Source organism: Mesorhizobium sp. P3_A8 (genome assembly GCF_056402995.1).
In genome coordinates, this window is sequence record NZ_JBFUGI010000016.1 from 1 (window position 1) to 25,863 (window position 25,863).

General features: G+C 58.4%; 30 protein-coding genes and 1 pseudogene. 20 read left to right on the forward strand and 11 right to left on the reverse strand.

The features are described 5' to 3' along the window. From AC1DX4_RS29945 to AC1DX4_RS29960, 4 genes are all read left to right on the forward strand, one after another. On the forward strand, positions 1-212 hold a 212-nt coding region (locus tag AC1DX4_RS29945), incomplete at its 5' end, for a BA14K family protein (protein WP_477223751.1). A 187-nt stretch (positions 213-399) separates the two neighbouring features. Beyond that, complete coding sequence (locus AC1DX4_RS29950) at positions 400-876, forward strand: YciE/YciF ferroxidase family protein (protein WP_477223752.1); 477 nt, start codon at positions 400-402, stop codon at positions 874-876. A gap of 467 nt (positions 877-1,343) precedes the next feature. Next, positions 1,344-1,634: a hypothetical protein gene (locus tag AC1DX4_RS29955; RefSeq protein ID WP_477223753.1), complete on the forward strand. Its 291-nt coding sequence runs from the start codon at positions 1,344-1,346 to the stop codon at positions 1,632-1,634. Positions 1,635-2,188: 554 nt separating this feature from the next. Then, positions 2,189-2,773, forward strand: a complete 585-nt coding sequence (locus AC1DX4_RS29960; protein WP_477223754.1) for a hypothetical protein — start codon at positions 2,189-2,191, stop codon at positions 2,771-2,773. 263 nt (positions 2,774-3,036) lie between these two features. Here the strand turns inward: AC1DX4_RS29960 and AC1DX4_RS29965 are convergent, their stop codons facing one another. Then, positions 3,037-3,237 (reverse strand): hypothetical protein, encoded by a 201-nt coding sequence (locus AC1DX4_RS29965; protein WP_477223755.1) that lies wholly within the window; start codon positions 3,235-3,237, stop codon positions 3,037-3,039. 106 nt (positions 3,238-3,343) lie between these two features. Here AC1DX4_RS29965 and AC1DX4_RS29970 point away from each other — a divergent pair. The 4 genes and pseudogenes from AC1DX4_RS29970 to AC1DX4_RS29985 all read left to right on the forward strand — a co-directional run bounded on the left by AC1DX4_RS29970 (position 3,344) and on the right by AC1DX4_RS29985 (position 7,648). Continuing rightward, positions 3,344-4,155: pseudogene (locus AC1DX4_RS29970) on the forward strand (ATP-dependent DNA ligase). Beyond that, the gene (locus tag AC1DX4_RS29975) at positions 4,152-4,352 is read left to right on the forward strand and encodes a hypothetical protein (protein ID WP_477223756.1); all 201 of its coding nucleotides are present in this window, start codon (positions 4,152-4,154) and stop codon (positions 4,350-4,352) included. The pseudogene AC1DX4_RS29970 and the gene AC1DX4_RS29975 overlap by 4 nt, the downstream one beginning before the upstream one ends. 378 nt (positions 4,353-4,730) lie before the next feature. Further along, complete coding sequence (locus tag AC1DX4_RS29980) at positions 4,731-4,916, forward strand: hypothetical protein (RefSeq protein ID WP_477223757.1); 186 nt, start codon at positions 4,731-4,733, stop codon at positions 4,914-4,916. Positions 4,917-5,842: 926 nt separating this feature from the next. Beyond that, the gene (locus AC1DX4_RS29985; protein WP_477223758.1) at positions 5,843-7,648 is read left to right on the forward strand and encodes a bifunctional diguanylate cyclase/phosphodiesterase; all 1,806 of its coding nucleotides are present in this window, start codon (positions 5,843-5,845) and stop codon (positions 7,646-7,648) included. A 370-nt stretch (positions 7,649-8,018) separates the two neighbouring features. Here AC1DX4_RS29985 and AC1DX4_RS29990 read toward each other — a convergent pair whose 3' ends face one another. Continuing rightward, entirely contained in the window at positions 8,019-8,327 is a 309-nt protein-coding gene (locus AC1DX4_RS29990; RefSeq protein WP_477223759.1) for a DUF1236 domain-containing protein, read from the reverse strand. 6 nt (positions 8,328-8,333) lie between these two features. After that, positions 8,334-8,576 (reverse strand): hypothetical protein, encoded by a 243-nt coding sequence (locus tag AC1DX4_RS29995; protein WP_477223760.1) that lies wholly within the window; start codon positions 8,574-8,576, stop codon positions 8,334-8,336. A 178-nt stretch (positions 8,577-8,754) separates the two neighbouring features. On the opposite strand from AC1DX4_RS29995, the gene AC1DX4_RS30000 reads away from it, so the two are divergent. From AC1DX4_RS30000 to AC1DX4_RS30025, 6 genes are all read left to right on the forward strand, one after another. Continuing rightward, entirely contained in the window at positions 8,755-8,991 is a 237-nt protein-coding gene (locus tag AC1DX4_RS30000) for a hypothetical protein (RefSeq protein WP_477223761.1), read from the forward strand. Positions 8,992-9,944: 953 nt separating this feature from the next. Next, positions 9,945-10,439, forward strand: a complete 495-nt coding sequence (locus tag AC1DX4_RS30005; RefSeq protein WP_477223762.1) for a DUF982 domain-containing protein — start codon at positions 9,945-9,947, stop codon at positions 10,437-10,439. 1,166 nt (positions 10,440-11,605) lie between these two features. Further along, the gene (locus tag AC1DX4_RS30010) at positions 11,606-12,067 is read left to right on the forward strand and encodes an Hsp20 family protein (protein WP_477223763.1); all 462 of its coding nucleotides are present in this window, start codon (positions 11,606-11,608) and stop codon (positions 12,065-12,067) included. A 646-nt stretch (positions 12,068-12,713) separates the two neighbouring features. Next, positions 12,714-12,926 (forward strand): hypothetical protein, encoded by a 213-nt coding sequence (locus AC1DX4_RS30015; protein ID WP_477223764.1) that lies wholly within the window; start codon positions 12,714-12,716, stop codon positions 12,924-12,926. Between the two features lie 422 nt (positions 12,927-13,348). Then, positions 13,349-13,651, forward strand: coding sequence for a hypothetical protein (locus AC1DX4_RS30020; RefSeq protein WP_477223765.1), 303 nt, complete (start codon positions 13,349-13,351; stop codon positions 13,649-13,651). 58 nt (positions 13,652-13,709) lie between these two features. Beyond that, a complete protein-coding gene (locus AC1DX4_RS30025; RefSeq protein ID WP_477223766.1) occupies positions 13,710-14,720 on the forward strand; it encodes a sensor histidine kinase in 1,011 nt (336 codons plus the stop codon). 766 nt (positions 14,721-15,486) lie between these two features. Here the strand turns inward: AC1DX4_RS30025 and AC1DX4_RS30030 are convergent. Next, on the reverse strand, positions 15,487-15,654 hold the full coding sequence (locus tag AC1DX4_RS30030) for a hypothetical protein (protein ID WP_477223767.1): 168 nt from the start codon (positions 15,652-15,654) through the stop codon (positions 15,487-15,489). Between the two features lie 286 nt (positions 15,655-15,940). Then, complete coding sequence (locus AC1DX4_RS30035) at positions 15,941-16,216, reverse strand: hypothetical protein (protein ID WP_477223768.1); 276 nt, start codon at positions 16,214-16,216, stop codon at positions 15,941-15,943. A gap of 740 nt (positions 16,217-16,956) precedes the next feature. Between AC1DX4_RS30035 and AC1DX4_RS30040 the strand changes: the two genes are divergently transcribed. The 3 genes from AC1DX4_RS30040 to AC1DX4_RS30050 all read left to right on the forward strand — a co-directional run bounded on the left by AC1DX4_RS30040 (position 16,957) and on the right by AC1DX4_RS30050 (position 18,139). Beyond that, complete coding sequence (locus AC1DX4_RS30040) at positions 16,957-17,163, forward strand: hypothetical protein (protein ID WP_477223769.1); 207 nt, start codon at positions 16,957-16,959, stop codon at positions 17,161-17,163. A gap of 52 nt (positions 17,164-17,215) precedes the next feature. Then, positions 17,216-17,587, forward strand: a complete 372-nt coding sequence (locus AC1DX4_RS30045; RefSeq protein ID WP_477223770.1) for a hypothetical protein — start codon at positions 17,216-17,218, stop codon at positions 17,585-17,587. A 303-nt stretch (positions 17,588-17,890) separates the two neighbouring features. Further along, positions 17,891-18,139, forward strand: coding sequence for a DUF6894 family protein (locus AC1DX4_RS30050; RefSeq protein ID WP_477223771.1), 249 nt, complete (start codon positions 17,891-17,893; stop codon positions 18,137-18,139). A 191-nt stretch (positions 18,140-18,330) separates the two neighbouring features. Here AC1DX4_RS30050 and xth read toward each other — a convergent pair whose 3' ends face one another. The 6 genes from xth to AC1DX4_RS30080 form a co-directional block, all read right to left on the reverse strand. Next, the gene (gene xth, locus AC1DX4_RS30055; protein WP_477223772.1) at positions 18,331-19,125 is read right to left on the reverse strand and encodes an exodeoxyribonuclease III; all 795 of its coding nucleotides are present in this window, start codon (positions 19,123-19,125) and stop codon (positions 18,331-18,333) included. Next, on the reverse strand, positions 19,122-19,397 hold the full coding sequence (locus tag AC1DX4_RS30060) for a SemiSWEET family sugar transporter (protein WP_477223773.1): 276 nt from the start codon (positions 19,395-19,397) through the stop codon (positions 19,122-19,124). The genes xth and AC1DX4_RS30060 overlap by 4 nt, the downstream gene beginning before the upstream one ends. 108 nt (positions 19,398-19,505) lie before the next feature. Then, the gene (locus tag AC1DX4_RS30065; protein WP_477223774.1) at positions 19,506-19,715 is read right to left on the reverse strand and encodes a hypothetical protein; all 210 of its coding nucleotides are present in this window, start codon (positions 19,713-19,715) and stop codon (positions 19,506-19,508) included. Positions 19,716-19,892: 177 nt separating this feature from the next. Then, positions 19,893-20,141, reverse strand: a complete 249-nt coding sequence (locus tag AC1DX4_RS30070; protein ID WP_477223775.1) for a DUF3606 domain-containing protein — start codon at positions 20,139-20,141, stop codon at positions 19,893-19,895. A gap of 624 nt (positions 20,142-20,765) precedes the next feature. After that, entirely contained in the window at positions 20,766-21,362 is a 597-nt protein-coding gene (locus tag AC1DX4_RS30075; RefSeq protein ID WP_477223776.1) for a hypothetical protein, read from the reverse strand. Positions 21,363-21,383: 21 nt separating this feature from the next. Beyond that, positions 21,384-22,436 (reverse strand): DUF4142 domain-containing protein, encoded by a 1,053-nt coding sequence (locus AC1DX4_RS30080; protein ID WP_477223777.1) that lies wholly within the window; start codon positions 22,434-22,436, stop codon positions 21,384-21,386. A gap of 47 nt (positions 22,437-22,483) precedes the next feature. Between AC1DX4_RS30080 and AC1DX4_RS30085 the strand changes: the two genes are divergently transcribed. From AC1DX4_RS30085 to AC1DX4_RS30095, 3 genes are all read left to right on the forward strand, one after another. Then, entirely contained in the window at positions 22,484-23,638 is a 1,155-nt protein-coding gene (locus AC1DX4_RS30085; protein ID WP_477223778.1) for a zinc-dependent alcohol dehydrogenase, read from the forward strand. A gap of 361 nt (positions 23,639-23,999) precedes the next feature. Next, the gene (locus tag AC1DX4_RS30090) at positions 24,000-24,893 is read left to right on the forward strand and encodes an SDR family oxidoreductase (protein WP_477223779.1); all 894 of its coding nucleotides are present in this window, start codon (positions 24,000-24,002) and stop codon (positions 24,891-24,893) included. A 49-nt stretch (positions 24,894-24,942) separates the two neighbouring features. After that, positions 24,943-25,863 carry a c-type cytochrome gene (locus AC1DX4_RS30095; protein ID WP_477223857.1) on the forward strand — a complete coding sequence of 307 codons (921 nt, stop codon included), beginning with the start codon at positions 24,943-24,945 and terminating at the stop codon, positions 25,861-25,863.

Genomic DNA, 25,863 nt, shown 5'->3' on the forward strand with positions numbered 1-25,863 from the left:
CCCTACCCTATCTCGACACCGTTGCGACCGACCCGGCCGCGCAGCAGCCCGCCGAAGTCAGCTATGTCGAAGGCGGCGCCGCGCCCCTGGTTGCGGCAGCGGACCTTTCGGACGACCACGTCCAATCCTGCTTCAACCGCTATCGCTCCTACCGTCCCGAGGACAACAGCTACCAGCCCTATTCCGGCGGGCCGAGGCGCCAGTGCGAATAGGCTGCTGCTTGCCATCTCCGCCTCTCTGAAATCGCGGCGGTGCGACATCAGGAGATGGCGCTGCCTGCGGTAGAGACCAATTGCCGGTGAGGCCGCCGTGGGGACACCCGGACAGGATCTACCCCACCATGTGAAGGCACGGAACCTTTCGCCCGCACCAGAAGCCAATAGGACTAAGGAGCCTGGAATGAAAACTCTGGCCGATATTTTTGAGCACACCCTCCAGGACATGTATTTCGCGGAGAACGCGATTACCAGGGCCCTGACCAAGGTAGCTGCAGCCGTGAAGGACGCCAAGCTGAAGAAGGCGGCCGAGGACCATCTTGAGGAAACAAGGGGACAGATCAAGAAGCTCGAGCTGGTGTTCAAGTCGATAGGCAAGAAGGCGTCTGGCGAGAAATGCGACGCGATAGAGGGGCTCATCAAGGAAGCCAGCGGATTGATGGAGGAAGCGTCAGGGGCCGCCCTGGATTGCGGTCTGCTGGCAGCCTGTCAAGCAGTCGAGCACTATGAGATATCCCGGTACGGCTCGCTGCGGGAATGGGCAAAGGACCTCGGGCATGATCAGGCTCACAAGTTGCTGAGCGAGATCCTCGACCAGGAAAAAGCCACCAACAACAAGCTAACGAACCTTGCGGTTACGTCGATCAACAGGACAAATTGATCCCGGCATGTCCCGCTGCGAGCACCGATTTCTGGCTAAACGGGGCTCGGGAACGTCCGCCAGCGCCTCGTCCTGGTTCGATCTCCGCCGCGCTGTCCTGTGGGGCAAGCGCGAAGGCGAATGTAAATATGCACATGGGTGGCAACCAACCGCGCTGCCGCAAGTTGACCTACGCTGGTTGATCCCAGCACCACTCCAGACCTTGGCCCGCTGCTCTCCGTTCAGAGTGGCGGGCTTTTTGCCGTAATGGACCTCATACCACGCACTATACGCATCGCTGGCGGCGTCCCACTGCTGGCCCGAGGACCGCAATGCTCCGGCTGGCCCGCTTATCGCAGGCGGACTCACCGGGCCGCAGACCCACACACAGCCCGTTAAAGTGCGATCGCTCGGGGAAACTTTTTCCGACGAACGAAGTTGATGGAACAAGCTGCTATTTGAGCAGCCTTTAGCAGGAGGAATTATCCATGAATTTAAAGATGCTCACTATGGGTGCGATGCTCGCAATGAACACCGGTTGGGCGCTCGCAGGCGGCAGCACCGGGACGTCCGCGCTCGATGATTCGGCGAAAATGTCCCCATTCTTCACCGATGCCGGCATGAAGACCATGAAGTCCGAGGCGGAATTCAAGGCTGCCTGGATGGCCATGAAGGAAGAAGACCGTACAGCCATGATGAAGGAATGCGGCGACGAGGCTATCGCGAAGGCGCATGACAATTTCTGCAAGATGACCAAGCAGCTCGGCGGCGCAAACTAATAATTCGCTGCTTCAGTCGTAAACAAGGGCTCGCTGCCTCGCGCCAGCGGGCCCTTTTTCGTTCAGCCGGGACTGTGCCTGAAGCCGCAAAAGGTGACTTGCACTCGCTCCTCTGATGTTGCGGATGTTGGCAGGCCCGCACATCCCCCAGATTTTCCGCGCCACCCCCTGAAGGTGAGGCACATGACTAAAATCAGAGTAGGTACCTGCGCTTGGGATGCTGCCAGGAGGCTGCTCGCTGCGGACGGCTGGGGAACCGTTACGCCGCATGACGACGACGACATGACGCCGCGTCCGCCGGCGCCGCTATTGTCAAACAGTTGTCTAACGGGCTAACGGGACCGCACTGCGCCATTCAGTGCGTGTTCCAACCCCAACCATACCCGCTGAACAATGGCGGGCTTTGGTTGAAGATTGGGTAAAATTGACTCCGCTTAGGTGAGAGCTTGCAAGCCATCTTCACGAGAATGCTTTTATAAGGTGGGTCTAAAATGCTGCTCACAAGTTGCGCTTCTACAGTCATTATCGACTGTTAGGCAACGAAGGAGGCTCGCATGTATTCCCTCAATGAGAGCCCGGCTAAGACTTTGGCCGGCAGCGTTTTGATGATAGTATTGTGCTTCCCTGCTCACTCCGCAGGCGTCGGGGCCGGTGCGTCGGTCGGGGGTGGGGGCGGCATCAATGCCGGTGCAGGTGCCTCGATCGGTGGCGGCGGCGGCGTCAATGCTGGCGCCGGCGCTTCTATCGGCGGCGGCGGAGGCGTGAACGCCGGAGCCGGGGCAAGCGTCGGTGGCTCGAACGGCGTCAATGCAGGATTAGGTGCTTCTGTCGGCGGGGCCAACGGAGTCAATGCCGGCGCCGGAGCCAGCGTAGGTGGCACCAACGGCGTGAATGCGGGACTAGGCGCGACGGTTGGGGGAGCGAGTGGCGTTGGAGTTGGGGTCGGCGTCGATTCCGTGGATCCGTCCAAACCCTCATCTGCGGTGAGCTCAAGCAAGTCGCGCTTGCCAGGCGTCATCGCCCAGATGTCTGAAAGTCAAGTTGCGCGGATGAAGAAGCGCTGCGCCGATGTGCTCGCAAGTTCGGGCACATACGACCGTGACCTGCGCCAGCTTTGTCTGCTCATAGCTCGTCGTTAAGGCGCCTGAGCGCAAGCCCGCTGCCGAAAGGTGGCGGGCAGTTTTCGTCGTTCAGTGCGCGGATTAGGACAACCGGCTGTGATGCGACATGAGCGCCGGAGAAGCCCACCCAGTATACGTGGTCTATTACCCACCCGGCCTTCCGGTCCTGGCCGTTTGCGGCAATGGGACGAACACCGCAATGCCCTTTGACACCGCAAATCAAGCAGCCGCCTACAACAAGATGGCGGGTTAGAGGACCCCGGAGCGCTTCGCCACTACTTTCAGTAGGGCAAGTCTGCGTATTGGAAGGCGAACACTCGCCCGCTGGTCTCGTCGGTCACTTCAAGGAAGTAGTTTCCCGTCCGGTGGAGCGTCACCGGGCGTTTCGTTGCCTGCTCGGCAGCGCGGTAGGATGTCGGTGCCTCAGCGCGGTATTCGGCGATCATCCGCCCCGCGAGATATTCTCTGATTTGATATGGCATGGCGGATCACCACCGCGAATCATCTTTATATTAGTTATATCTAACATTTGCGTTTTTTGAAGCGGCCTCTAATTTAATCGGGAAGGGTCGATAACGCTAAACTGCCATGGTCGAAAAGCCTCCCGAAGGCGTCGACCGGATTCACGAGGTTAAGTTCTACGGCTATCGTTCGCAGCTCATCATCGACGAGGACGGCACCCGGATTTACACGCGCAACGGCCACGACTGGACAGCCAAGTATCGCGACCTGGTGAAAGAGGCGGCGAGCCTTAGCGCCGCGAGTGCGATCGTCGGCGGCGAAATCATTGTCCTGAACGCCGCCGGCCTGTCCGACTTCGGCGAACTGCGCAAGGCGATCACCCGCAGGCAGCATGACCTGTACTTTGTTGCGTTCGATCTGCCCCACCTCAATGGCCGCGACCTGCGCGATATGCCGCTGGAGGAGCGTCCCGAGATTCTGGCCAGCATGATCGAGCCCGGCGGCCGGATTCAGTACAGCGAGCCTCTGCGAAGGGGATCTATCATCTGCTCGACCAAGCCGGACTGGAGGGGGCGGTGTTGAAGCGGCGTGACAGCAAACACCGCAGCGGCACGTCGACCAGTTGGCTAAAGGCAAAATGCTACACTACTGACGAATTTAATTTGCGCGGCGTCGAGCGCGTGGCAGGCAAGCCAGCCTTTGCCTTAATGGCTGAGCGCGGTACCGGGCGCTATGTCGGGTCTGCCTTTCTCACCTTGAATAGGGAAATGCGGGAGCGGCTCTGGCAGCGTGTCCAGGACTACGCGGGGACGGCCCCAAATTGGATGATGCGACCGGCGACGCAATGGGTAAAGCCCGGGCTGATCGGGCGTGTCAAACACATGCGGGGCGAAGAGGATTTGCGGCACGCTTCACTGCGGGACTTCCGGGAAGAATGAGCAAGCGTGGCAGTGACTTTCTCTATCATTGGATATCGGACCATCTGGCGGACGAGCCGATCGTCGACCCGGTCCTGATGGTGATTGAGATGGTCGTGGACGCAAAACGGGCGGCTGAAGCGCAAGGCATTCCTGGCCGGGAGATTGATGAAGAGATTTGCCAAACCTACCAGTTCATCATGCAGGATTTGCGCTGACCACCTCTTGCGAGGAGGCAGGCGAGGAATATAATCCTCCTGTTGTGGCGATGGGTAGCGACCTTCGTTGAACGGATTGGTCAATACGGAAGGGTCAGATTATTCGCTGACGAATCCGACAAGCCGAGCGCGATAAACGGTGCGACGTCCTGCGACTTTTGAGAGAAGCAGGCATCCCCCAGGATCAAAGCCGCGGGCTAACCGCCGTCCTTGGCAAGCTCACAATTGGTCATCGCTTATACGGGAAGCTAGAATTCTGGCCGTTAAACCTTACGGATCTGTCGAGCCTGCCCATCCCTAGCGCCGTTAGCTAGAGTGTGACTTTCCGTCCCAACCGACTACAATTCCCGTGGTGGCTGCCGCGAAGGACGAGGGAAAATGGCATTTACTGTCATCTGGTATGGAAGACAGGGCATCGTCGACAAGGGATTGTTCGACGCGGAGAAACCGGCAAGGGATCATGCAATCTCGATGTTTCAGACCCGGAAGGGCGACGATGGGATCGTGTCCGTTGAAGTTCGTAAGGAAAACGGCACTGTCGTTTTTAGCCACGCGGAGAACTAGAGAAATTGCCGCCGTCGGCAAGGTGCTTTGAACGAAAGTAGCGATTGCTGGAACATTAGTCGCCTCTAAAGGTTTGTGACTGGCGGCAGGCGGTGCCCTCCATTGCCTGCCGAAGACCGGGCCTCCGACCGGCCCTCTATCCGCCACAAAGCGCGGGCTTTTCTAGGAGAATAGCAAGACATGTCCCAGTCTGTCGAACCACCGATCTTGCCAGAGGGAAGCCCCGATCGCGAGGCCAACTGTGAGGTCGCGTTGGAAGCCGCGTTCGCGGCCTTGGTTCTGGGATCAGTAGCTCAGGGGTGGACGCCCCAAGAAACGGCTACAGGTCTGCTTAAAATCGCAACGGAACATGCACAACAGGTCGCGGCCACTGCCGCAGATGCCGATCGGTCGGGGCCTTCTGATCAGGTGAAGAAATGACCGACAAGCCGGCCACAACCTACATCACAGCGTTTTCGAGAACTCGCAACCGCGCGGTCTTCGAAGGACAGGCAAAGGTTTTCGATACGACTAAGTAGATCGGCGACAAGGTTAGGGGTCGAGGAGATCACGCCGCGGCCGAAGAATCGCTAGAGGGCTCGGCGGATTCGACGACATATCCGGTGATAAAGGGGGTTGCGAGCAACGTCGCCGGCGTCGGCAGGTTCCCTACGGGGAAAATCGCCGACGCCAGCTGTGCGGCGCCGGCCAAGCGGACACTCAGGTCCGCGCGCACACATGGTCGATTCTGCAAAGACGGAGTGCGCGATCGCGCAAGGCGCTGCCGAAGATGTCCGGATAAACGTAAAAATAATTATCGGGTATTGTTAGATTGTATACTAGACCGAACGTAGAGTGATTTGATCTCGGATAGTTCACCGGGTCCCATACACCTGCAATCTTTGACCGGGGGCTGCGTGCTACATCTACAGAACACGATCCTCGAAATGATCGCCAGAGGCGAAACTCTCGAAGCGACGACCGACCGACTTTGCGCGCAGATTGAAAAAATGCTGCCCGGCATATGTTGCTCGGTCTTGCGTGTGGATCGCAGCGGCCTGTTGCATCCGATCGGCGGTTCCTTCCTGCTCAACGAGTATTCGGCCCAGTTGGACGGCCTCCTGACAGGCCCGCTTGTGGGCGCATGCGGTAGCGCTGCTTATCTGGGAAGAGCCGTTGCCACGGTCGATATCGCCACCGATCCGCGCTGGGCCGGATTCAGGGACCCTGTTCTCGCTTTGGGGCTCAAGGCCTGCTGGTCAAGTCCGATCTGCGACGCCGCTGGCATAGTGCTCGGGACTTTTGCGCTTTATTTTTACGAGTCGCGAGGGCCTAGCGTGCGAGAAGAGGAGGTCGTCGCTTCATGTACATCCCTCTGCGCAATAGCGCTTGAACGTTACCAGCGCGTGCTCGAAAGGGAGCGTGGAGCCTATATTGATGCCCTTACGGGTTTGCCAAACCGCGCGAGCCTGGACACAGCCATCGAGCGGTTGTCCTGTGCCCAGCCAGGTGCCTGGGCGGTGCTTCTCGTCGACCTCGACAATCTAAAGACCATCAATGATACCTTCGGCCACGCCGCTGGTGACGCCTTGCTGCAAGTCGTCGCCGCGCGTCTCGGCGCAAGCGTCGCGCCTGACCGTGTGTTCCGCATGGGTGGCGATGAGTTCTCGGTGATCCTCCAGAAGACCGGTGCCTCCGCCACCATTGAAAGCGCGGCGCAGAGTATTCTCGATACCTTGGCCATGCCCGCCGCCTGCGATGGACACATGATCCTGCCACGGGCAACCGTCGGCGGGGCGGTGCTTAGTGCGGATGACGTCGATGCAAAAACGGTGCACCAGCATGCCGATTTTGCGCTATACCATGCCAAAGAGACGTCGCCCGGCGGCTTCGTGCGGTACTGGCCGGGGATCGGCAGCGCCATCAAGACCCGTATCGAGGTGACCCGCGACGTCGACGCGGCCTTGCGCGAAGGCCGGATCGACGCTTTCTACCAACCGATCCTGCGTCTCGATACCCGTGCGATCGTCGGCATGGAGGCACTGTGCCGCCTTCGCAAACCCGACGGGGAGATTGTTTCGGCCGCTGCTTTCCACCATGCGACCTCCGATGTCAGCGTCGCCTCGCATCTTACCGAACGCATGATGGCCCTTGTTGCGGCCGACGCGCGCTCTTGGCTGGAGCAAGGCATTCCCCTGCAACATATCGGCATCAACATTTCTTCCGCTGACTTTCACAGCGGTACCCTTTACGGACGTCTTGAAGCCGCGTTCGGCCGAGAAAACGTGCCACTGAAGCATATCATCCTTGAAGTCACCGAGTCGGTTTATCTCGGCCAGCGTGATCCTATCGTGGCCCGGGAGATCAAGGCACTACGCGCTCATGGACTGCGCGTAGCGCTCGATGACTTCGGAACAGGATTTGCCTCGCTCACGCATTTGCTTACGATGCCTGTCGACGTCATCAAGATCGACAAATCCTTCATCGACCGCCTGGGGCAGGGGGACCCGAGCCTTGCAATCGTCGAGGGGTTAATTGATATCGCGCGCAAGCTCAACATCCGGGTCGTTGCCGAAGGCATCGAAAGCGAGCTGCAGGCCAGTTCGCTCTTGGACATCGGCTGCGTGCTTGGTCAGGGCTATCTATTTTCACAAGCGGTTTCGCGCCAGATCGCAACGGGACTTCTTGTGCGTTTCGGACAGACTCTCGGCGAACGGGCGGGGTCGCAGGTCCCGTTTTCGAGAGCAATCTAAAGCTCTGAGATGGGGAGCCGTAAATCTCGCGCCTCGGCCAAAGCGAAACGCTGCGCGTTAGTTTGCTAACGCGCCAGCTATGCCGGACAAGCGAACGGCGACCACCCAAACCGTTGGCGTAAATCCGACGAGAGCTTCGCAGCCTCCATCAATCTCGTCGCCGCCATAAACTCACATTGAAGCTCCACAATCCTTATGGGATCTCTGCTCACGCACAGGCTCACCAATAGCTAGCCCGAATAGCGCTAAGGCGGCTGACGCGGCAGCAGGGTTGTTGGGGCGCGACCTCTGTACAATCAGTGTGACCCGCCGTGCCACCATATGGCATTGGCGGGTCCGCCCAAACGGATCATTCTCGGTCGACTAGCAACTACTCGATTACCTGCACGATCTTGCGTGTATCAGGATCCACGAGCACCGCGTGATCGCCGACAACCGTGTACCTGTACCTGACGTTAGGGACGTCAATTGTGTGCAGCTCGACGGTATCGGGAAGGGCGGTGCCGACGTTAAGTTCGACGCCGAGCAGGCTGACTGAAGCGAGTTTTTGCTTGTGAATGTACTCACGCACAACGGTCTGCTGTTCAGGCTTTAGAACAAGCACGTCTTCCGCGAAGGAAGTGCCGGTTCCAGCGATAAGCAGCAAGGCGCCAGCTGCGCCGACGAGGTAATTTTTCATGAGGCGTCAGTTGGCGGGAGCAGGTGCCGCAGGCGCGGCCGGTGCTTCCACCTTCGGTGCTTCCACCTTCGGCGCTTCGACATTCGGCGCTTCGACCTTGACGTTGATGTCCTTGCCGCCGCTGCCACCATGGATGTTGATGACGCCGGTGAAAATCAGCAAGACAACGATTGCGACAAGTCCGAGAACAATAGCGACCGCAGTGCCGCCGCCACCTCCAGAGTTAACAACAGTTGGGCCGTCAGTCATAATTTCCTCTCCTAGTTTCAATTACTTACAAACGAGGAAACGATGACCGAAGCTTACCGTTCCAGGAGTGAGGCTTTGGTCTGGGGGTTGTCCGACTAAGGTCTTATGAGGGCAACGCAATCGCGGCAGCCGCGTTAAAGCCGCGCCCCGACCTCGTCGGATGGATACTCTGCGGAGCGTGAAACGAGTGACACTAATCCAGCGTCAAAAGGTCATCGAAGGCGCAGACCAGCCTGCGAATGACAACCGCAATCGGATTCTTGGTTCGACTCCGTTATCGGACGTCGACAACGAGGATGCGATCACGGCGCTTGTGAGGCGAACCGAGCGCACAGCTATTTTGGTAGTTTTAGGGATGGGCGGCTGGTTGATGTTAATCCCGGTTATCTACCTTGTAATGACCCACGGAATGTGAACAAAACAGCGGCGACCGCCTCATGGTATTGCTCCACCTCAGGACATTTCTGGTTTTGAAACTTGCGAGATGGATTCGCTTCACTGAGACATTGGTTTGAAGCGACGTCCTCATATGTTCTTCGAGGTTCGGGCCTACGACCACACGCGGAAAAAACTTCTTGGATCTGTGGCTCGCCAACAATGTTTCCCGAGACAACGAAGGCCGATGTCATATTGGTTGGCGAGCTGACCCACAAGTTTGCCGATACCCATAGGCATGAAACGGGAAGAGATCGACAAGGGGTTGTGACAGATGCTGTAACGGCAAAACGATCTCGTCGTCCTTGGCCGGCAGTAGGCCTGTTCGCCCTGGTAGGTGATATAGCAAGCCCTCGGCGATCAGGGCATCGGCCTGCGCGTTCGGGGACACTTGGTTATCTTCCGTCGTGCGGACTTTCTCGGACTTGTAGCCATCCACCTGCCCGACATTGAACCCACAGGTCAGACGGGCGCATGGGATTTGGCAGCCGTCTTCATTGGTGCCAGTTTCGTCGGCGTCTTGCGCTCGATCATCTTGAACCAGATGACCGGGAGTGGCCTTTCTAGCCCTTGCGGACGCTAGCGACCTTCGCCTTCCACTGCCTGTGAATGGGTGGCAATGCGGCTGGGATCGTCATCAGACGCTCCCGTGATCAGGCCGGGTCACAAGATGCCAAGAAGCCGGGGCTTAGATCGGACGACATCCGGATCATTCTCTTTCAACTTGACAGGCTCCCTGCGCTGCGAGCGAGGTAACTCGCGCCACCAAAGCTCCGTCATGCCAGAACTTTTACCGCGCTTTCCTTCCGGCGAGGACATTGGTCGCTGCCTCGCGGCCGGCTCACAAGGGGGCATGCAATTTCTTGCGTGTCCACAACCGCTGGGAACGAAACCATAACTCCGCCGTTCGCTTGAGCGTCGGGGGCGGAAAATATGCACGATCCTTTCTTTGAACAGCCAGTAGTCATCGAGACGAAAAAGCCAGGGGTCTATCGCGCTTTGGTGAGCGTCTCCGAGGCCGCTATTTTTATGATGGACAGCTGGCCCGAGGAACACGGCCCGCTCTACGCGGCGGCACTCCAGGCATGCACCGCTCGCCTCACCAAATCGCAGCAGGTCGAAGCCGCCCGCCAAGCTTTTCTCGCCGCCGCGGAGGAGGCCGGTTTGGTTATTCTGGATGCCGCGTCTGCGGTGAAGGCGACACCTCGCCCGGTAGGAGATGCAAAGCGCAAGAAACGGGCGCGGATGGAGGAAGAGCAAGAGTTTTTGGTCCGCTTCCTGGCACGCGAAACGGGCATCACCGAAACGCAGGCCCGCAACCTGATTATTATGCTGGGAACCGACCGGTCATCGTTGCTGCGTGAGGCCAGGATTCTGAAAGCCAACACTAGCCCCGACCTTTGCCCGCCCGATCGAACGCACACTTGAGGTTGGCCGGGCTATCCATCGCTGCCCTCAATGCCCAGGCCGGTTTAGACCACAAAGGGCACGCCCAAGCAGCTATTTCGCCGCCTCATTGCACTCGCTGTACGTTAGCCTGAATCCAAGATCGCAGCGGCAGTCGCGTGATCGTTGAGAATCAGGTTCACCTCGGAAGAAGACCTCGCCACCGCCACTGAGAACCCTGCTTCGCAAAGCGCTCACTCCAGGTCCAAGGCAATCGAGGCTTCGTGGTCAGCGACCAAGACCAATGGGTTTTGCACGCCGGTATATCCGCCCGCTTAGGGGTGGTAAAGACGAGCGGCGGCCGTGTGGACTGGCCGGGTGGGGAAGCCACCCCATACTACCGCGAAAGCCCGGACCGGTGTTCCGCACCTGAACTGAATCGCCTGCGTGTCCATTCTGCCGCGATCTCGGCGTCGGGCCAATGACGTTGGGGAAGAAAATTGGAACGGATTGCGAACGAGTCAACCGCTAACTGTCTAGCGAGTTCGCTGATGGCAATGGGATCTTCCCGGCACGATGGGCAAATGCTCGCATCCAATTGTTGAAAACTTCACGCCGCGAGGGCTCGTTCTGGCAAGCCCGGATCTGGTGCATGATGGCATCGACGATCTTCTAATAGAGGCCGTCCGGCACGTCGATCAGCAGTGCCACTGAGGCCTGACAGGGAGTCCTGCTTCCCGAGTCGATCCATTGGACGGCGTCGCGACTGCAACGCTAATTCGGCAAGCGCTTCGGCGACGTTGCGTACGCGACCGAAAAACTCCGAACTCGGACCCGCGTTCCTCTGACCGAAGCTGGTATCGAGGCCGACCCCGCGTTGACCACGCCACATACTTGGCTAGCTGGATCAAGCTCCTGAAGCATGACCGCAGGGCGTTCACTACGGCCGCCGGCAAGGCGTTAGAAGCCAGCGACTATTTGCTTGGGCTTTCCGCGCAACGACGAGGCGAACTGAGGCAATTCATCTCTCGCTGGCGGTGCCATGTGGGGGCTTACAGTGCCTTCCAAAATTTTTTCTAGCCGAGTCTTGAACCGATTTTGAGCCCGCCCTAACTCATCTGCCGTCGAGGCCGTATGGCTCGGCGAGACTGGCGGCGCCGCATGGGCGGCGTCCCTTGTACCCATGTTGCTTCAAGGAGAATGTGGCTATGAGAACCTTTGACTCACTGTATCGCACCACCGTTGGTTTCGACCGTCTGTTTGATATGCTCGACAGCGGCACGCGGACTGACTGGCCACCCTACAACATCGAGAAGGTAGGTGAGAACGACTATCGCATCGCCATGGCGATCGCGGGGTTCAGCCCGGACGAGGTTGAACTGACCCAGCATGGCCCGGAGCTGGTTGTCGTGGGCCAGAAGGCCGATGACCAGAGCGGACGCCAGTTGCTCCACCAGGGCTTGGCCTATCGCAGCTTCCGGCAGTCGTTCAGGCTGGCCGACCATATGAAGATCAAGGCAGCCAACCTCGAGAACGGCCTCCTCACCGTCGACATTGTCCGCGAAATTCCCGAGGAGCTGAAGCCGCGCCGCATCAGCATCGGGTCCGGCGATGCTGATGCGAGCAAGCAAATCTCGCAGGACACGGAACGCGCACGCCAAGCCGCCTGATCTTCTAAACTCATGAAGCTGCGGTCCGCCTCCCGGTCTCGACCGGGAGGCCCAATTGCGGAGAATGGAGATGCACACTCGCTATCAAATACCGGCACATTCCTCGCCAAGATCCGGCAAGCTCGAAGCCTTTCTGTGCCTGTTCGATGATCCGGCCAAGGTGGTCAACCATCCAGGTCTCAGCCGTGCCGAGAAACGGGCTCTGCTTGCCTCGTGGGCATCCGACAGTTATGCGGTGGAAAACGAGCCGACGATACGCCGGCTGGACGATGGGACGCTTGTCCCTGTCGAGCGCATTCTGAGCGCTTTGAACGCATTGGACGCGATGCCCGAGGCGGGAGAGGGAATTGCGGCCCGAGTGCTGCCTTGGCGGTCCTCTTCACGTCGTGGCGCGCCCTGGCGACGGAGCGGCAGGTTCTTCGGCCGCGATGACGACAATGACCCGCCACCGTGCCCGGCATCAATCGCGCCGCGCCCGCGCGCGCCAGGTGGAATGGGCGCAACGGCCAGCGTTAAACTCGCCCATGCCTGACTTTTTCCGCATACTCATTCATTCGGCTGCCTCGAAAGGGGCAGCCGATCTCAGTGCGCTCGCTGGAGAAGCAACGAAGTCACAGAAGCCGGAAAAACGGCAAAACGAGAGCTGATGACAATTCCCAAGCGTACCTACCGTCTCCAGATCATGCTGAATGCGGAAGAACTCGCAGTTCTCGACGCATGGCGCTACGACAGACGAATGCCGACCCGTTCTGACGCCGTGCGGGAGTTGCTTCGACTTGGCCAAATTGCACCTGGCAAGGGCGGGGATCGGCTTGCAAAGTCCGTGGATTTTGGGGTCATTGAGCCGCCGGTGGACTGAGCTGCACGCGGCTTGGTGGCGCTTACCGCACGCGCTGGCCGTATATCATTCGTTATTCGCGGAGCAGTGAGTTGCGCCCCATGCACGCGCCTGGCCTTGACGTGTCAACAATCAGGGTAGCGCCAAAAAAGCATCGTTCATGAGCAGTCTCGTCCGGATGGGCAAGGCGCACGAAGGAGGGTGGGTTTTGTTCCATGCCGGCGAGGTAGGCTGTCGAGAGCCCCTCGACGTTTTGCGCATTCCAAGCTTGGATAGGTAATTGAACAAAACGATGCTATAGAGCGACCGACCCTCCTATCTGAAAGGTGTGAAACCGGGCAAAGCGCCAAGGCGCAGTCTCACACTGCCGCATTCCCCCGAGCTCATCAATCGCCCCCACGCCACACGTCCAAGGCGTGCCTGAAAGCGAAGAAGGTATTCACATGGACGAAACCTACGCCGACGCGCGAGATCATTTTTTCGCGGCGATACGCACCCTTGCGGCATCGCCGGACAGCATCCAGACCCGCCTGATCGAGGCCACCCGAAGCATCCTGCAGGTCACCATCTCCGAATTCGAGGAGAACCGCGAACTCAGGATCAGGTTCGCCCGTATCCTCGACCTTCTGGCAGTCGATCAAGATGACTTGGAGACGACTGCGGTGGAAACCGCCGCGCATATGACGGATTTCGAGGCAGTTAAAGTTGCGGACTTGATCTGCGACTTCTTCACTGATCTCGAATGAATCGGGCGATATTGAACATCGAAGCCCGTTTCCTCCGTCGACGCCCATGCGAGTTTGAATGACAACCACCGCTGAACATCTCAAACCCCTTCTTTGGGAGCCCAAGAACTTGATCCGAGCTGTCGAAGCCGCGGGCGTGACCCTTTGGTCTTGGAACGTGGACAGCGATGCGTTGGCCATGGATGACCGCGCTTATGACCTTTGGGGCATCCCGCGAAGTGCAGAGGTCAAGTTTGAAGACCTGTCCGCGCACATCCATCCTGCCGACCGAGACCGGGTGCGGGCAGCCTTCACCGCCACGCGAGCGATTGTTGGCCCCTATGAGATCGACTTCCGGATCATGATCGGCGACGAACTCAAATGGATTTCCGCGCGTGGTCAAGGCGACGACGAAGGGATCGTTCAGCGCCTGATGTTCGGCATCTTCATTGATGTGACCGGCAGAAAGCAGGCCGAGGAGAGCCGTGAGCTTCTCGCCGGCGAAATGAGCCACCGCGTCAAGAACCTGCTGACCATAGCCTCCGGCCTTACGGCCATCAGCTCGCGTTCGACGACCACCACTGGTGACATGGCGCGCGAGCTTACCCAGCGGCTGACGGCCCTGGGGCGCGCCCATGATCTGGTGCGGCCGGTGCCCGGCCAGACCGAGGCCGCCTCGGCGCTGCTTGGCGACCTGATCACGGTCCTGCTTGCACCCTATGACGACCTGGGGGCGTTCAGCGGCCGCATCCGGGTGTCGGTACCAAGGATGAGCGTCGGTGAATCCTCGGCAACTATCCTGGCGCTGATCATCCATGAACTTGCCACCAATTCCCTCAAATATGGTGCCCTGTCGGCCGAGGCCGGGACGCTGGATGTTTCATGCTCGGCGCAGGACGAAGCAGTGACCATCGTCTGGACAGAAAGTGGGGGCCCTTTGGTTGAACCACCCACAGCTGCCCTAGGCTACGGGAGCAGGCTGGTTGAGCGCAGCGTCACAGGACATCTGCGTGGTTCGATCGACTATGATTGGTCAAAACAAGGCCTCATCGTCACGCTGAAAGTCCAACCAGAGCGCCTCGCGCAATAGCCAGTCACTCGCCGTACACGCTTGGGGCATCCCTGCGATTTTGGCTTGCGCAAACGACGGTGGCGGGCTCCCAATGTCTCGTTTAGAATAATATGTAGGACAATAGCCGGATCCACCGTGGTTATGCCGGTGAGGTGCCTGATCGGCCTGGCGCTCTGTCGCCAGCGTTTGATAGGGACGGGCGGCAAACAACCTATCTCAAACGGTATTCGACCAAAGAAATACGGTATCCGTTCCGGTCGACGGAGGTGCCCGGCCTAGTGTCCTCCGGTGAATTTACTGGACCGTAGGCGTTGCGGGCGGTAAAGCGGCCTGATAGGAGGCCCAGGCCCAATGGACCCCAAGAGGCTGGACCACAAGCTCGACTGTAAGGCATGCGGGACAGTCCAGTTGGACATCCCCGATCACGCCACTGACAGTACTCCCATCCATTGCAGCAACTGCGGCCGCTACCTTGGCGACTGGGGGGAACTGCAGGACGACTTCCACAGGCAAGCTGGCGATGCCCAAGCGTTCGACCTGAACCATGGGAACATCATCAAAAAGTAGCGCGAGAACGCACAGCCTCGGCGATCAATGCTGGTTCTCAGCGGCGGTGACCCGCGCCAATTCGAGGAGAGCGGCGAAGGGGCGGGTCATTGCGCGCACCAGCTCCACGGAGCTCCTACTCAGCCGCTATCCTCAATGGCATTGTTGCTCGGCAATACCGGATAGGCGCCCAGTTAGGCGATGGTCCGTGTGTCGCGGGGATTTCCTTTCAGTGCGATCACTCCTTCCTCCAGATTGCGGTGGTTGCTGATTTACCCCAACTACGCTGCCCTGCTTGGATAGTGTGAAGCATCTGGGGCTTGAGATGGGTATAACGCTCCAACATCTTCCAATCCGTGTGACCAGTTACAAGCGCTACCTTTTCAATCGTGAACCCAGCATCCAAGAGGCGACCTGTTCCTTTATGCCGCGAATCATGAAAATGAAGTAGTGAATGCTCAGGTCAGCGCACCCTCGACGAAAGGCGGTGCCGACTGACCTATGATTGAATGGGAAAATTCGGTCATCGTCACTGCTGGCGCGCTGCTCCTCAACAGTGGTCCACGCATCGTATCCGGTTGCTGCGAATCGCGGGATCGTGATCTGTGCAGCGCTCCTTGAGCGATGCGCCGGTGTGAGGACGAGAAGTGACGACAAATCAAGCCCGCCGAAATGCAGATCGGTGGACCGACTTACGGCTTAATGTGCAGCGGGTTGTGACGGCTGCACCCCTTGCTGGTCACCCCCTGTGCTGGCGTTGGATTCTTGTCCACCTTGGGATTTTGATCGATCGGCTGGCTGTCAGACTGAGATTGAACGGGATCAGTCGACGCCGGGTTTGGGCTGGTGACCGCAGGTGCCTGGCGGTCTTGCTGGTCTGTCGACGATCCTTTGATGACTACGCCATAGATTTCGGCGACACCCCAGGCGGCAATGGCCAGCAGCAGCGCGGCTATGAGCAACAACAAGGACGGGCCTGCCAAGAGGGCCTTGTCGAGCTTGGTTTTCGGGAATGTTGTTCGTCATAGGACACCTTGGATAGAGGGCTGGCCCGCGCCTAGGTCAAGGCCGCAGGGGCTGACCAAGAAGAGACATCTTGGTCAGCGGATCGTTTAGAACGTGATGGCTCGGCTTAACCTTGAACGGTCCCAAAGGTTCCGGCCGTCGAGGGAGAGTAGATCTCAAACGAGCAATGAAGCATTATTTCTGCGTTGCCACAGTTGCCTGGATCAGTGGAGGATGAAGCGCTTATAAACGAGCAAACTATGCCTACACTTTGGCAAGAGCCAAGTCTCGGCCTGCGCTGATCCTCAACTCTCTCAGCCGGACGGTCTTGGCATCTCTGGCCTGGCGTTCGGCATCGATCAGCTTGCGCACCTCGCGATCGGCTCGTTCAAATTTTTTGTTGTCGATTCGACGTTTCCCAAGGCAGCCTCCTGTTGTGCCGGCGTGTTGGAAACTTCGTCGTCTAGATCAATGCCGGACCTTTTTCCCATCGGCTCATCGAGCCCATTACCCTCGTAAAATCTGCGACTGCCAACCGCCGCCGTTGAGCGGCACCGTCGTTCTCGTCATGCCGTTTGACGCAGTGCTTGGCGAGTCAAATTTCGGATCAGCATGACTGGCCTTATCAGGACTGTCGGTAGTCATACCGAGCCTTGAACACCGCAACGAACCATGTCCACCTCCTTCGCTTGGGAGGCTAAAGATGACCCACACTTTTCATGCACTCACGGTTGAGAAGGCAGTTGAAGCTTTCGTAATGTCCAGGAGCAAGGGCCGGGTCATGTCGATGGCGCAGGCGATCCGCACCATCAGAACGCTAATGCCGTACTGTGTGGCAGCCAATCATGAGTTGGAACGACTGCTGGCGCAAAATGCGATGTGCACGGCGTGCCAATCTCGTTTGATGTAGCAAGGGCCTCGGGTTCAAGAGCCCTGCGCGATTAGAGCAGGAGGGTGCATTCGTGCCGGAGCAAAAGCCAAATACATCGCGGATCCGCCGGGCGATTGTGAGCTTTCTAATTGGCAATGTGGATTGTCCCTGTATTTCCATAGCCAACGTCTTCGACAGCCTAAGGAAGACGTCGCCGCTTGACCAACATACAGATCGGGAGCTTGAGGATCTCATCGCGCTGATTGCTGTCGATGCTGGATTTGCGATCGAATTCGATGGCTCGGCTCGCGCGTTAAAAGCCCTCCATCTGGATGTTCCGGAAACTGGATCCCGCTCGGCATCGAGCCGACCCGCCAGCGTCAGCGCCGTCAACCAAACTCCCGCAGGTCTTTCGCTTCTCGTTCGAGGATTGCCGCTACCTCCTCACGACCGAGGTGGGTAAGCATCACCGCGATGCAACATTCCAAATATGTGAGCGACGAGCGACGGAGAAAGTCGGCAGTGGCGCTTTCTGCCAACTGGTCGATCCGCTCAACCTCACAGCGACGAACCTCTTTCATCGCCTTACCTCTCAGCATTTCTCGATCCAGCCAATTCCTGGAACAGCAGGACAACTTCCGACGTGCCAAGAAGTGGCATTGCCGTTGGAATTGTTCTTTCAAAGGTGTGCCTTGCGGATCGCTCGTGCGCGCGGTCGGAAAAAATTCGACATTGAACCTTTTCCAATCCCGCAAATTAGACGGCTATGGCGAGATATTTCTTCGACGTACCGGATGCCGATATCGCTGATCCAAACGATCTTGTCGACGTGCATGACGCGCGTGAGGCAGGACTTCGGGCCCTCGCAGGGATCATGAGGGAATCACATCCGGACGGCACCAAACGCGCCTTCGAATTCAACGTTTGTGATGGAGCAGGCCGACACTATCTGCACCTCACCATCACGCTTGAATGGAGGGATGCACCGGGCCATCCTTCCATGGCAAGCCATTAACCCGGCGACCGCAAGGAAGTCATCTTGTCAGGCTGGTCGCGGCTTGATGCGTACACAGCATTGCTCGACGATCTTCTTTGCGGCCCTCCATGTGACCTGGAGCCCGGAAATGTTTCGCTTGACCCGTCGTGCGAGTGAGTGGTGGAGACTGATGCGGAATTTGCGGATGCCATATAGCATTGCGCACACGTTCAGATTGGGGCTTTCTGCTCATCGATCTCGATCCAGGCGGGCGCGTGATCGCTTGGTTTCTCCCATCCGCGTGTCTCCACATCAACGCCGGCACTGCACAAATGGGGAGAGAGGGAAGGGCTCACCAGGAGATGGTCCATTCGAAGTCCTGAACTCCGGTCGTATCCGCCTCGATAGGAGAAGTTCCAGTAGGTATAGATGGCGCTCTCTGGATGAGTGTGACGAACGGCATCGATCCATCCTTCAGCAAGCATCCGACTGTAGGCGTCCCTGCTTTCGGGGAAGTACACCGCGTCGCCGATCCATCGCCTCGGCAGGACCGCATCGAGTGCGGTCGGAACCACATTGTAATCGCCGCAGAGCACGGTTGGCCTGCCGGCTTCAAGCAAAGACTGACCGTAGCTGACAAGCCTTTCAAACCAGCCGAGCTTATAATCGAACTTGGGACCTGGCGCTGGATTGCCATTAGGCAGGTAGAGACAGCCGATCACAAGTCCATTTACGTCGGCCTCGATGTAGCGGCTGTGCGTATCGTCGGGATCGCCAGGCAAACCGCGTCGGCGTTCTACGGGATCCGTCCCGCGGGCAAGGATTGCAACGCCGTTATAGGACTTCTGGCCGTGCCAGATAGCGCCGTATCCAGCGTTGCTGATCGCATCCAACGGAAACTTTTCGTCAGATGTTTTGAGTTCCTGAAGGCAAACGATGTCGCACTTGGCTTCATCCAGCCATCTGAGTAGTACTGGCAGCCGACCGTTGACGCCGTTTACATTGAAAGTTGCAATACGGGTCATGCGGACCTCTTATTGCCCTGTTGCGTTCTGGATGGCGCGTTAATGATAAAGGCTGACAGCAAAAGGCAGACGCCGTTGGTTATGATTATGGGCCATTCCAGCTTCATCATGCCAAAAGCCAACCACAGGGCAAAACCCAAAACCGTGATTCCATACATCGGTGCGGAGATCCCGCCTGTGTCTCGGGTTTTGATGATCTTCCAAGCCTGCGGTGTAAAGCTGGTCATGGAGCAGACAGTTGCGAGGTAACCTATAAGCGTGACCGCGTTCATGCGTGCCGCCCTAATGAAGCTGGGTCTTCGGACATCCGTGCCAGCTGTGGCGCAAGCAGGCTACCGAGCTTCCCGCCTGGTGCAGACCATTCCGGGACTGCGGTCCGGTTACTTTTCCGCCTGTTCAATAACGTGAAACACGCTGGTTTTTCCCCCCGCAGCAGGTCTCACCCTAATCCACGGTTTTCCGGTTGTTTTCCCGGGCATCATTTGCTTAGGGATGGTCTTTACCACCGCATGCACATGGCTTTGAGCGGCGACTGAAAGGCTTCGCACGACCTTTTTTCCGTTCATCAATTCGACCCGAAAGCTTTCCATCAACTTGCCCCCCGCCCCGAGAGTGTAGCGAAAGTCCCAATAGAAAAAATTAACAAAAGGAAGGCCGCGAGGCGAGGATCCCTCACAAAGCCAATTTCGGGATCGCGATGCCAGACACGCGCCGCAACCAGCCGCTTGGGTTGCCAGAACAGGGACTGGCCAGTTCAAACACCTACCTCAGGCTCGGCCTCTCAGCGCCTGTGCTTCCCTTTCCAGTGTCTCACGGCTGTTGCCGTGCTTTGCAATGAGTTCCCTCACTTGCTGAGGGGTGATGCCTGTCTTGCTGGCGAAATATTCGACCTCGTAGTCCTCGTCAGCCGATACACGATCGCGGTCGCGAAAGTCTCGTTTGCTCTTATCATCAGTCATTTCGTTCCTCCACACAAAGCGATCGACCGAAACGTCATTCGAGACGATTTGTTTCAACTGATCTCATTGGTGGGCTGGCAAATTTTCTGACGTTGACTTGCATCCCGAATTCGTGAGGCCGGTATGGTATGAAATTCGCCGGGTCCTTGGGGCCACCATTTGTCGAGACGTGGAAGTGCGACGTACATCTGCAAAACCTCGTCGAGCCTGACAGACATATCCAGACGCTACAACGGGGCGAGGCGAAGGCGATTTTCCATCTTATCGACGGGGTTGGACTGACGCGGTTGCAACACGTTAAATCTCGTCAATCTTCGGGTTCAATGCTTCAGCTTCCCGCTTGAGTTGGGCCAGTCGTCGCCGTCCTTTTGAAGAAGCCTGCGTGCCTGGCTCGGTGTTATCGATCCGACCTGTATAGGATGGTCGATCTCAAACTCTTGGCATTACGACACGACTTGAATCGTTCGACTTGTTTATGCTCATTGAATTGAACCCGCCCAGCCACCGAACAGCAACGAACGTTAAGAAGCGCGGTTTCGATTGTCTGGGCGCCTGTCTTCAAAATCTGCCGAGATGGCCCGGCGGCGTGTTTGCAGCCGCTTTCGGCGCGTAAATTCCCGCTCCTGCTGATGAGCGGTCTGAGAGGAGCAAGGCGGCCTTGGCCGCCTTGCGAGTGTCGCATCAAAGATCGCGTCCACGTCTATCCCGCTGTAGGTCTTCTGCGCTGTAGTCGTCGGCGTCCGGGTCGAAACCGGTCCAGCCGCCAGCCTCGTATTCATTGCGTCTGCCAGCGACGTCGACCGAATTATATTGCTTGAGGATTTGTTCGGCATTCGGCGCAAGATTATCGTCGACCTTGGCCGTGACCATTGTCCCACCGCGACGAACGCCTTCGGCATAGACATGGGCGTCGTTTTCAGGGACGCCAGCGTTTGTCATGGCGCCGATGATGCCCCCGGCTGCACCACCGACCACAGCTCCGCCAACAGCGCCGACAGCAGTGGCCGCCAGCCACCCGGCTGCAACCACAGGTCCCACCCCAGGAATGGCCATCAGGCCGAGGCCTGTTGCCAGGCCGCCGGCGCCGCCAATGACGGCGCCCACGCCAGCGCCTGTGGCCGCATCCTCGCTGGCTTCGGTCTCCTCGTCCTTGTGCCAGCCGGCCGCATTGTTGGCCACAATGCTGATGTCATCGCGCGGGACGCCGGTGGCCACGAGTTCGCCTACGGCATCATTGGCATCGTCATAATTGTCGAACAGTCCGGTTACGGTTTTCATCTGAATCTCCTCGCTTTCTGATCACTTGGTGCCGGCAACAACGTTGCCTTGGTAATCGAGCGCGATCGGCGTCGACTTGCCGTCCTTGCTCGCCGTTCCGCGCCAGATGCCGTTGTCATCCTTTGTCAGGCCAGAGACGTCGGCATAACCAGCCTTTTCGATCGCGCTCTTGGCCTGGGCTTCGGTAAAACTGTTGGCGCCGGGAACTGGAGCTGCCGGATTGCTGGCGCCGCTGGTGACAGCCGGTGTGCTGCCGTCAGAAGCAGGCGCCGTGGTTGCAACCTTCTGAATCATGTCCTGATGCATCTTGAGTGTGGGCAGCGTGTCAGCCGCAAAGGATTTAAGGGCGGCGTTGTCGCCGTCCTTGGCGTAAGCCTCGAACAGGCCGACCGCGTCGGCATGAGCCGCTTTCTGCATTTCCGCATACGATGCGTCTACTGGCGCCGTACCCGCCTGCAGCTTGTCGACATCGCTCTTGTGTGCAGCATCGAGGTCGGCAGGCACCTTCAGCTTCTGTTCACCGGCGATGCTCTCAAGCTTAGCATTGGCGGCGCCATGATCGGAGATCATCTTCTGGGCAAAGTCTTTGAGCCCTTGGTCCTGCAGCTTGTCTTGGGCGGCCTTGCTTGACTGGACTTCGAACATTCCGCCGATCGTGGCCTTGGTGACGAACTCCTGGGCGGTCTCGACAGCGAGCGCTGGCCAAGCAAATATCATCGACGTTGCCAGCGATAGCGACGCCAGGCGAAGACTGTTTCTCATGATGTTATTCCTCAGTTGAGAGTGATGAACCCAAACCTGCTTGCGGCGGGTTTGTTCCCAGACGATGCGAACGCGATCACATGATTTGGCGCTGTCGGCGTTCACACGCACTGGAGCAGGCGACATCAATTCGGCGCCCGAATTGACGAGGAAGAACCCGATGGTCGCGATGGAGCGTATGAGGCCTTCTCGGTGTCGAATCAGCCCCCTCACAGGCTGACTTGGGGACTGGTCGCGTCTGTAGCGGACGCTTTCACCGGTTGCGGTGTGGATATTCGAACCGAGTGAAGGATGGCGCTGGATCAGGAACATTTTGTCGAGCGGCAGGTTAGCGAAGGCACAACCGACGGAGAATGACGATGAAGGCGCTCACCTGGCACGGCAAAAGTGACATACGTTGCGAGCAGGTGGATGACCCGATCATTGAGGACGACCGCGATATTATCATCAAGGTTACGGCGTGTGCGATCTGCGGGTCAGACCTTCATCTGATGGGAGGATTTGTCCCAGAAATGCACGCCCATGACGTGCTTGGGCACGAGACAATGGGCGAGGTCGTTGAAGTCGGGAAGGGTCACTCCAAGTTCAGGATGGGCGAGCGCGTCGTGGTGCCGTTCACGATCGCCTGTGGCGAGTGCCGGATGTGCAAGTGGCAGCTGTTTTCGCTCTGCGAGAGGTCGAATCCAGCCGGCGCCAAGCAAGCCGAGCAGATGGGGTATCCAACTGCTGGGCTGTTCGGTTATTCGCACATGTATGGCGGCTTCGCGGGTGGCCAGGCAGAATTCTTGCGCGTACCCTATGCCGACGTTGGCCCTATCAAGGTGCCAGATGGCCTGACAGACGAGCAGGTACTGTTTCTCTCCGATATTTTTCCCACCGGGTATCAGGCGGCGGAAAACTGCAACATTCAACCCGGTGATACAGTGCTGGTCTTCGGCTGCGGGCCAGTTGGCCAGTTCGCAATCAAGTCAGCCTTTCTCCTAGGCGCGGGCCGGGTCATCGCGCTGGACATCGTCCCCGAACGGCTGGCGCTTGCGCAAGCGTCGGGAGCGGAAACGCTGAGATATGACGACGAAGATCTGCAAAAGCAGATCCTAGGTATGACGGGCGGTAAAGGGCCGGATTCTGTCATCGAAGCGGTCGGCATGGAGAGCCACGGCCCCGGTGGCGTCATGGAGACCTTGCAAACGGACCTTACGGCGATGGAGAGGCCTTATGCGCTGCAACAGGCGCTGATGGCCTGCCGACCGGGCGGCACTGTCTCGTTGCCGGGGGTGTTCGTTGGAAGCGTTACTGTGCCCATGGGAATGTTCGTCGGCAAAGGGCTGACAATGAAAACGGGCCAAACACATGTCCAGCGCTATTTGGAGCCGTTGATGAAGCTCATTGAGGACGGAAAAATCGACCCGTCCTTTCTGATTACCCACCGTATTGGGCTCGAAGAAGGACCGGAGGCTTACAAGACCTTCCGCGACAAGAAGGATGGCTGCATCAAGGTCGTCATCAAACCGTAGGCTCAATCACCCGCCCGGCAATCGCCTTCATCGATGGAAACTTACTTTGATTGCGCAACGTTGAGGGCTGCGGCGGGGAATTCCATCTTGCATGGGTGCGAACCGCCCGAGGTGAAGCTTCCTGCCATGTTACGACATGCAGAAACTTTGTGTGTTCCTTTGCGCAGTAGACCGAACCGAACTGATGCCACGCCAGCTGATGTCAACCTTTGCGGCTTTGTCGCGTTCCGAGGCCGACGCAACTATTGGGCGGGAGATGACTTCTGCTGCGCGGCGACTGTTTTTCTAACCAGACTCTCAGCGGAACAAAGGGTTTCTCCTCGCGTTGCGGCAAGGTCAACGAGGATATGGAGGCTTCACGGTGAATGATCGTGCATTACTTCGGGATCCGCGTCAGGAGTATCCGGCGCCGCCTTTTCCAAAACAGCCGCAGCCCACTCCTGGCCTTGCCGGAAATATGGATCCGGTGCCGGATCACGGCGAGGAAAGCTATCGGGGCTCTGGTAAGCTAGCTGGGCGCAAGGCGCTCGTGACAGGGGGCGATTCCGGGATAGGGAGGGCCGTCGCTATAGCCTTTGCGCGGGAAGGAGCGGATGTAGCCATTTCTTACCTCGCGGAAGAGGAGGCGGATGCCAAGGAGGTCATCGACCTTATCGAAGCCGCGGGCAGCAAGGCGCTGGCGCTGCCTGGCGACATCAAAGACGAGGCTTGGTGTCGGGGTTTGGTAGACAAAGCTGTCTCCGCCCTCGGTGGCCTCGATCTGCTTGTGATCAATGCCGGGAGGCAGCAATATCGCGAGAGCATTGATGAGTTGACGACAGACGACTTCGACAAGACTATGAAAACGAATCTGTACGCTCTTCATTGGATCGCTCAAGCAGCCGCGCCGCATCTCCCTGCCGGCGCCTCCATCATCACCACGGCATCGATCCAGGCCTACGAGCCTTCGGCGATCCTGCTCGACTATGCCACCACCAAAGCCGGCATTGTCGCTTATACCAAGGCGCTCGCCAAGCAATTGATCAAGCGGGGCATTCGGGCCAATGTCGTGGCTCCCGGGCCGGTCTGGACAGTGCTGCAGCCAAGCGGCGGTCAGCCAGATGAAAAGGTCAAGCATTTCGGTGAGGACAGCGATTTCGGCCGCCCTGGACAGCCGGTCGAGCTAGCGCCCGTCTATGTGCTGCTGGCCTCGCGGGAAGCCAGTTTCATAAATGGCGAAGTTTATGGCGTCACTGGCGGCAAGGGTGTCGCGTGACCCTATATTTGCGTGATTCCATATAGAGACATTGAGCTTTAAGGACGCCATGGGGCGCATTGCATACAAAGTTGCTGTCGCCATTCTCCTGCCTGCAGCGGCTGCTGCGATCGCCGCGTTCTTGGTGACCTCGGCTCACCCGCCGTTCTCGCCAGACGATCCGCGATTCGAAGTGAAAGGGGATGTGGGCCGCGGCAAGCTGGTCTTCGCGGCGGGGGACTGCGCCTCCTGCCACGCTACCCCCGGACAGTCAGATCGACTACAACTGGGAGGTGGCATGGCGCTTGGGTCGCCGTTCGGCACTTTCAGGCCGCCCAACATTTCCCCTGATCCTGTTGACGGTATCGGCAGATGGCGCGCCGCCGATCTGGCAAATGCGCTGATCGGTGGAGTGTCTCCCAGGCGCGAACACTATTACCCGTCCTTCCCCTACACCAGCTTCACCGGCATGACCGTCGCCGACATCAACGATGTCTACGCCTATCTCATGACGCTGCCAAAAGTGTCCGGACGTGTGCCCCCGCACGATCCCGCAATCCTGTTCAGCATTCGCCGGTCCGTCGGATTTTGGAAGCTGATGTTTTTCCGCCAGGGCCGGTCGGCTGCGAACGCAGAAGGCAAGACGATGCCTGATCGCGGCGCATACCTCGTCGAAACCGTTTCTCATTGCGCGGAATGCCACTCCAGCCGAAATGCGTTTGGAGCAATCCGGTCCGATACGCTGTTTGCCGGCGGCATCGACCCGCAAGGCACCGGGTTCGTGCCCAACATTACTCAGGAACGATTGGGCGCTTGGACCGAGACCGATATTGCCACGATGCTTAGAACCGGAGAGACGCCCAACCACGGCCGGGTGGGATCGTCCATGGCCGACGTGGTGACGAATACCGCCATGCTGCCTGAAGGCGACCGCGAGGCGATCGCGCACTACATCAAAGCGCTTCCGCCGGTCGCAACCCCACACCCATAG

Coding starts and splice junctions, on each gene's coding strand:
- AC1DX4_RS29950 (WP_477223752.1), top strand. CDS start 400: ATGAAAACTCTGGCCGATATTTTTGAGCACACCCTCCAGGACATGTAT.
- AC1DX4_RS29955 (WP_477223753.1), top strand. CDS start 1,344: ATGAATTTAAAGATGCTCACTATGGGTGCGATGCTCGCAATGAACACC.
- AC1DX4_RS29960 (WP_477223754.1), top strand. CDS start 2,189: ATGTATTCCCTCAATGAGAGCCCGGCTAAGACTTTGGCCGGCAGCGTT.
- AC1DX4_RS29965 (WP_477223755.1), bottom strand. CDS start 3,237: ATGCCATATCAAATCAGAGAATATCTCGCGGGGCGGATGATCGCCGAA.
- AC1DX4_RS29975 (WP_477223756.1), top strand. CDS start 4,152: ATGAGCAAGCGTGGCAGTGACTTTCTCTATCATTGGATATCGGACCAT.
- AC1DX4_RS29980 (WP_477223757.1), top strand. CDS start 4,731: ATGGCATTTACTGTCATCTGGTATGGAAGACAGGGCATCGTCGACAAG.
- AC1DX4_RS29985 (WP_477223758.1), top strand. CDS start 5,843: ATGATCGCCAGAGGCGAAACTCTCGAAGCGACGACCGACCGACTTTGC.
- AC1DX4_RS29990 (WP_477223759.1), bottom strand. CDS start 8,327: ATGAAAAATTACCTCGTCGGCGCAGCTGGCGCCTTGCTGCTTATCGCT.
- AC1DX4_RS29995 (WP_477223760.1), bottom strand. CDS start 8,576: ATGACTGACGGCCCAACTGTTGTTAACTCTGGAGGTGGCGGCGGCACT.
- AC1DX4_RS30005 (WP_477223762.1), top strand. CDS start 9,945: ATGCACGATCCTTTCTTTGAACAGCCAGTAGTCATCGAGACGAAAAAG.
- AC1DX4_RS30010 (WP_477223763.1), top strand. CDS start 11,606: ATGAGAACCTTTGACTCACTGTATCGCACCACCGTTGGTTTCGACCGT.
- AC1DX4_RS30015 (WP_477223764.1), top strand. CDS start 12,714: ATGACAATTCCCAAGCGTACCTACCGTCTCCAGATCATGCTGAATGCG.
- AC1DX4_RS30020 (WP_477223765.1), top strand. CDS start 13,349: ATGGACGAAACCTACGCCGACGCGCGAGATCATTTTTTCGCGGCGATA.
- AC1DX4_RS30025 (WP_477223766.1), top strand. CDS start 13,710: ATGACAACCACCGCTGAACATCTCAAACCCCTTCTTTGGGAGCCCAAG.
- AC1DX4_RS30040 (WP_477223769.1), top strand. CDS start 16,957: ATGACCCACACTTTTCATGCACTCACGGTTGAGAAGGCAGTTGAAGCT.
- AC1DX4_RS30050 (WP_477223771.1), top strand. CDS start 17,891: ATGGCGAGATATTTCTTCGACGTACCGGATGCCGATATCGCTGATCCA.
- xth (WP_477223772.1), bottom strand. CDS start 19,125: ATGACCCGTATTGCAACTTTCAATGTAAACGGCGTCAACGGTCGGCTG.
- AC1DX4_RS30060 (WP_477223773.1), bottom strand. CDS start 19,397: ATGAACGCGGTCACGCTTATAGGTTACCTCGCAACTGTCTGCTCCATG.
- AC1DX4_RS30065 (WP_477223774.1), bottom strand. CDS start 19,715: ATGGAAAGCTTTCGGGTCGAATTGATGAACGGAAAAAAGGTCGTGCGA.
- AC1DX4_RS30075 (WP_477223776.1), bottom strand. CDS start 21,362: ATGAAAACCGTAACCGGACTGTTCGACAATTATGACGATGCCAATGAT.
- AC1DX4_RS30080 (WP_477223777.1), bottom strand. CDS start 22,436: ATGTTCCTGATCCAGCGCCATCCTTCACTCGGTTCGAATATCCACACC.
- AC1DX4_RS30085 (WP_477223778.1), top strand. CDS start 22,484: ATGAAGGCGCTCACCTGGCACGGCAAAAGTGACATACGTTGCGAGCAG.
- AC1DX4_RS30095 (WP_477223857.1), top strand. CDS start 24,943: ATGGGGCGCATTGCATACAAAGTTGCTGTCGCCATTCTCCTGCCTGCA.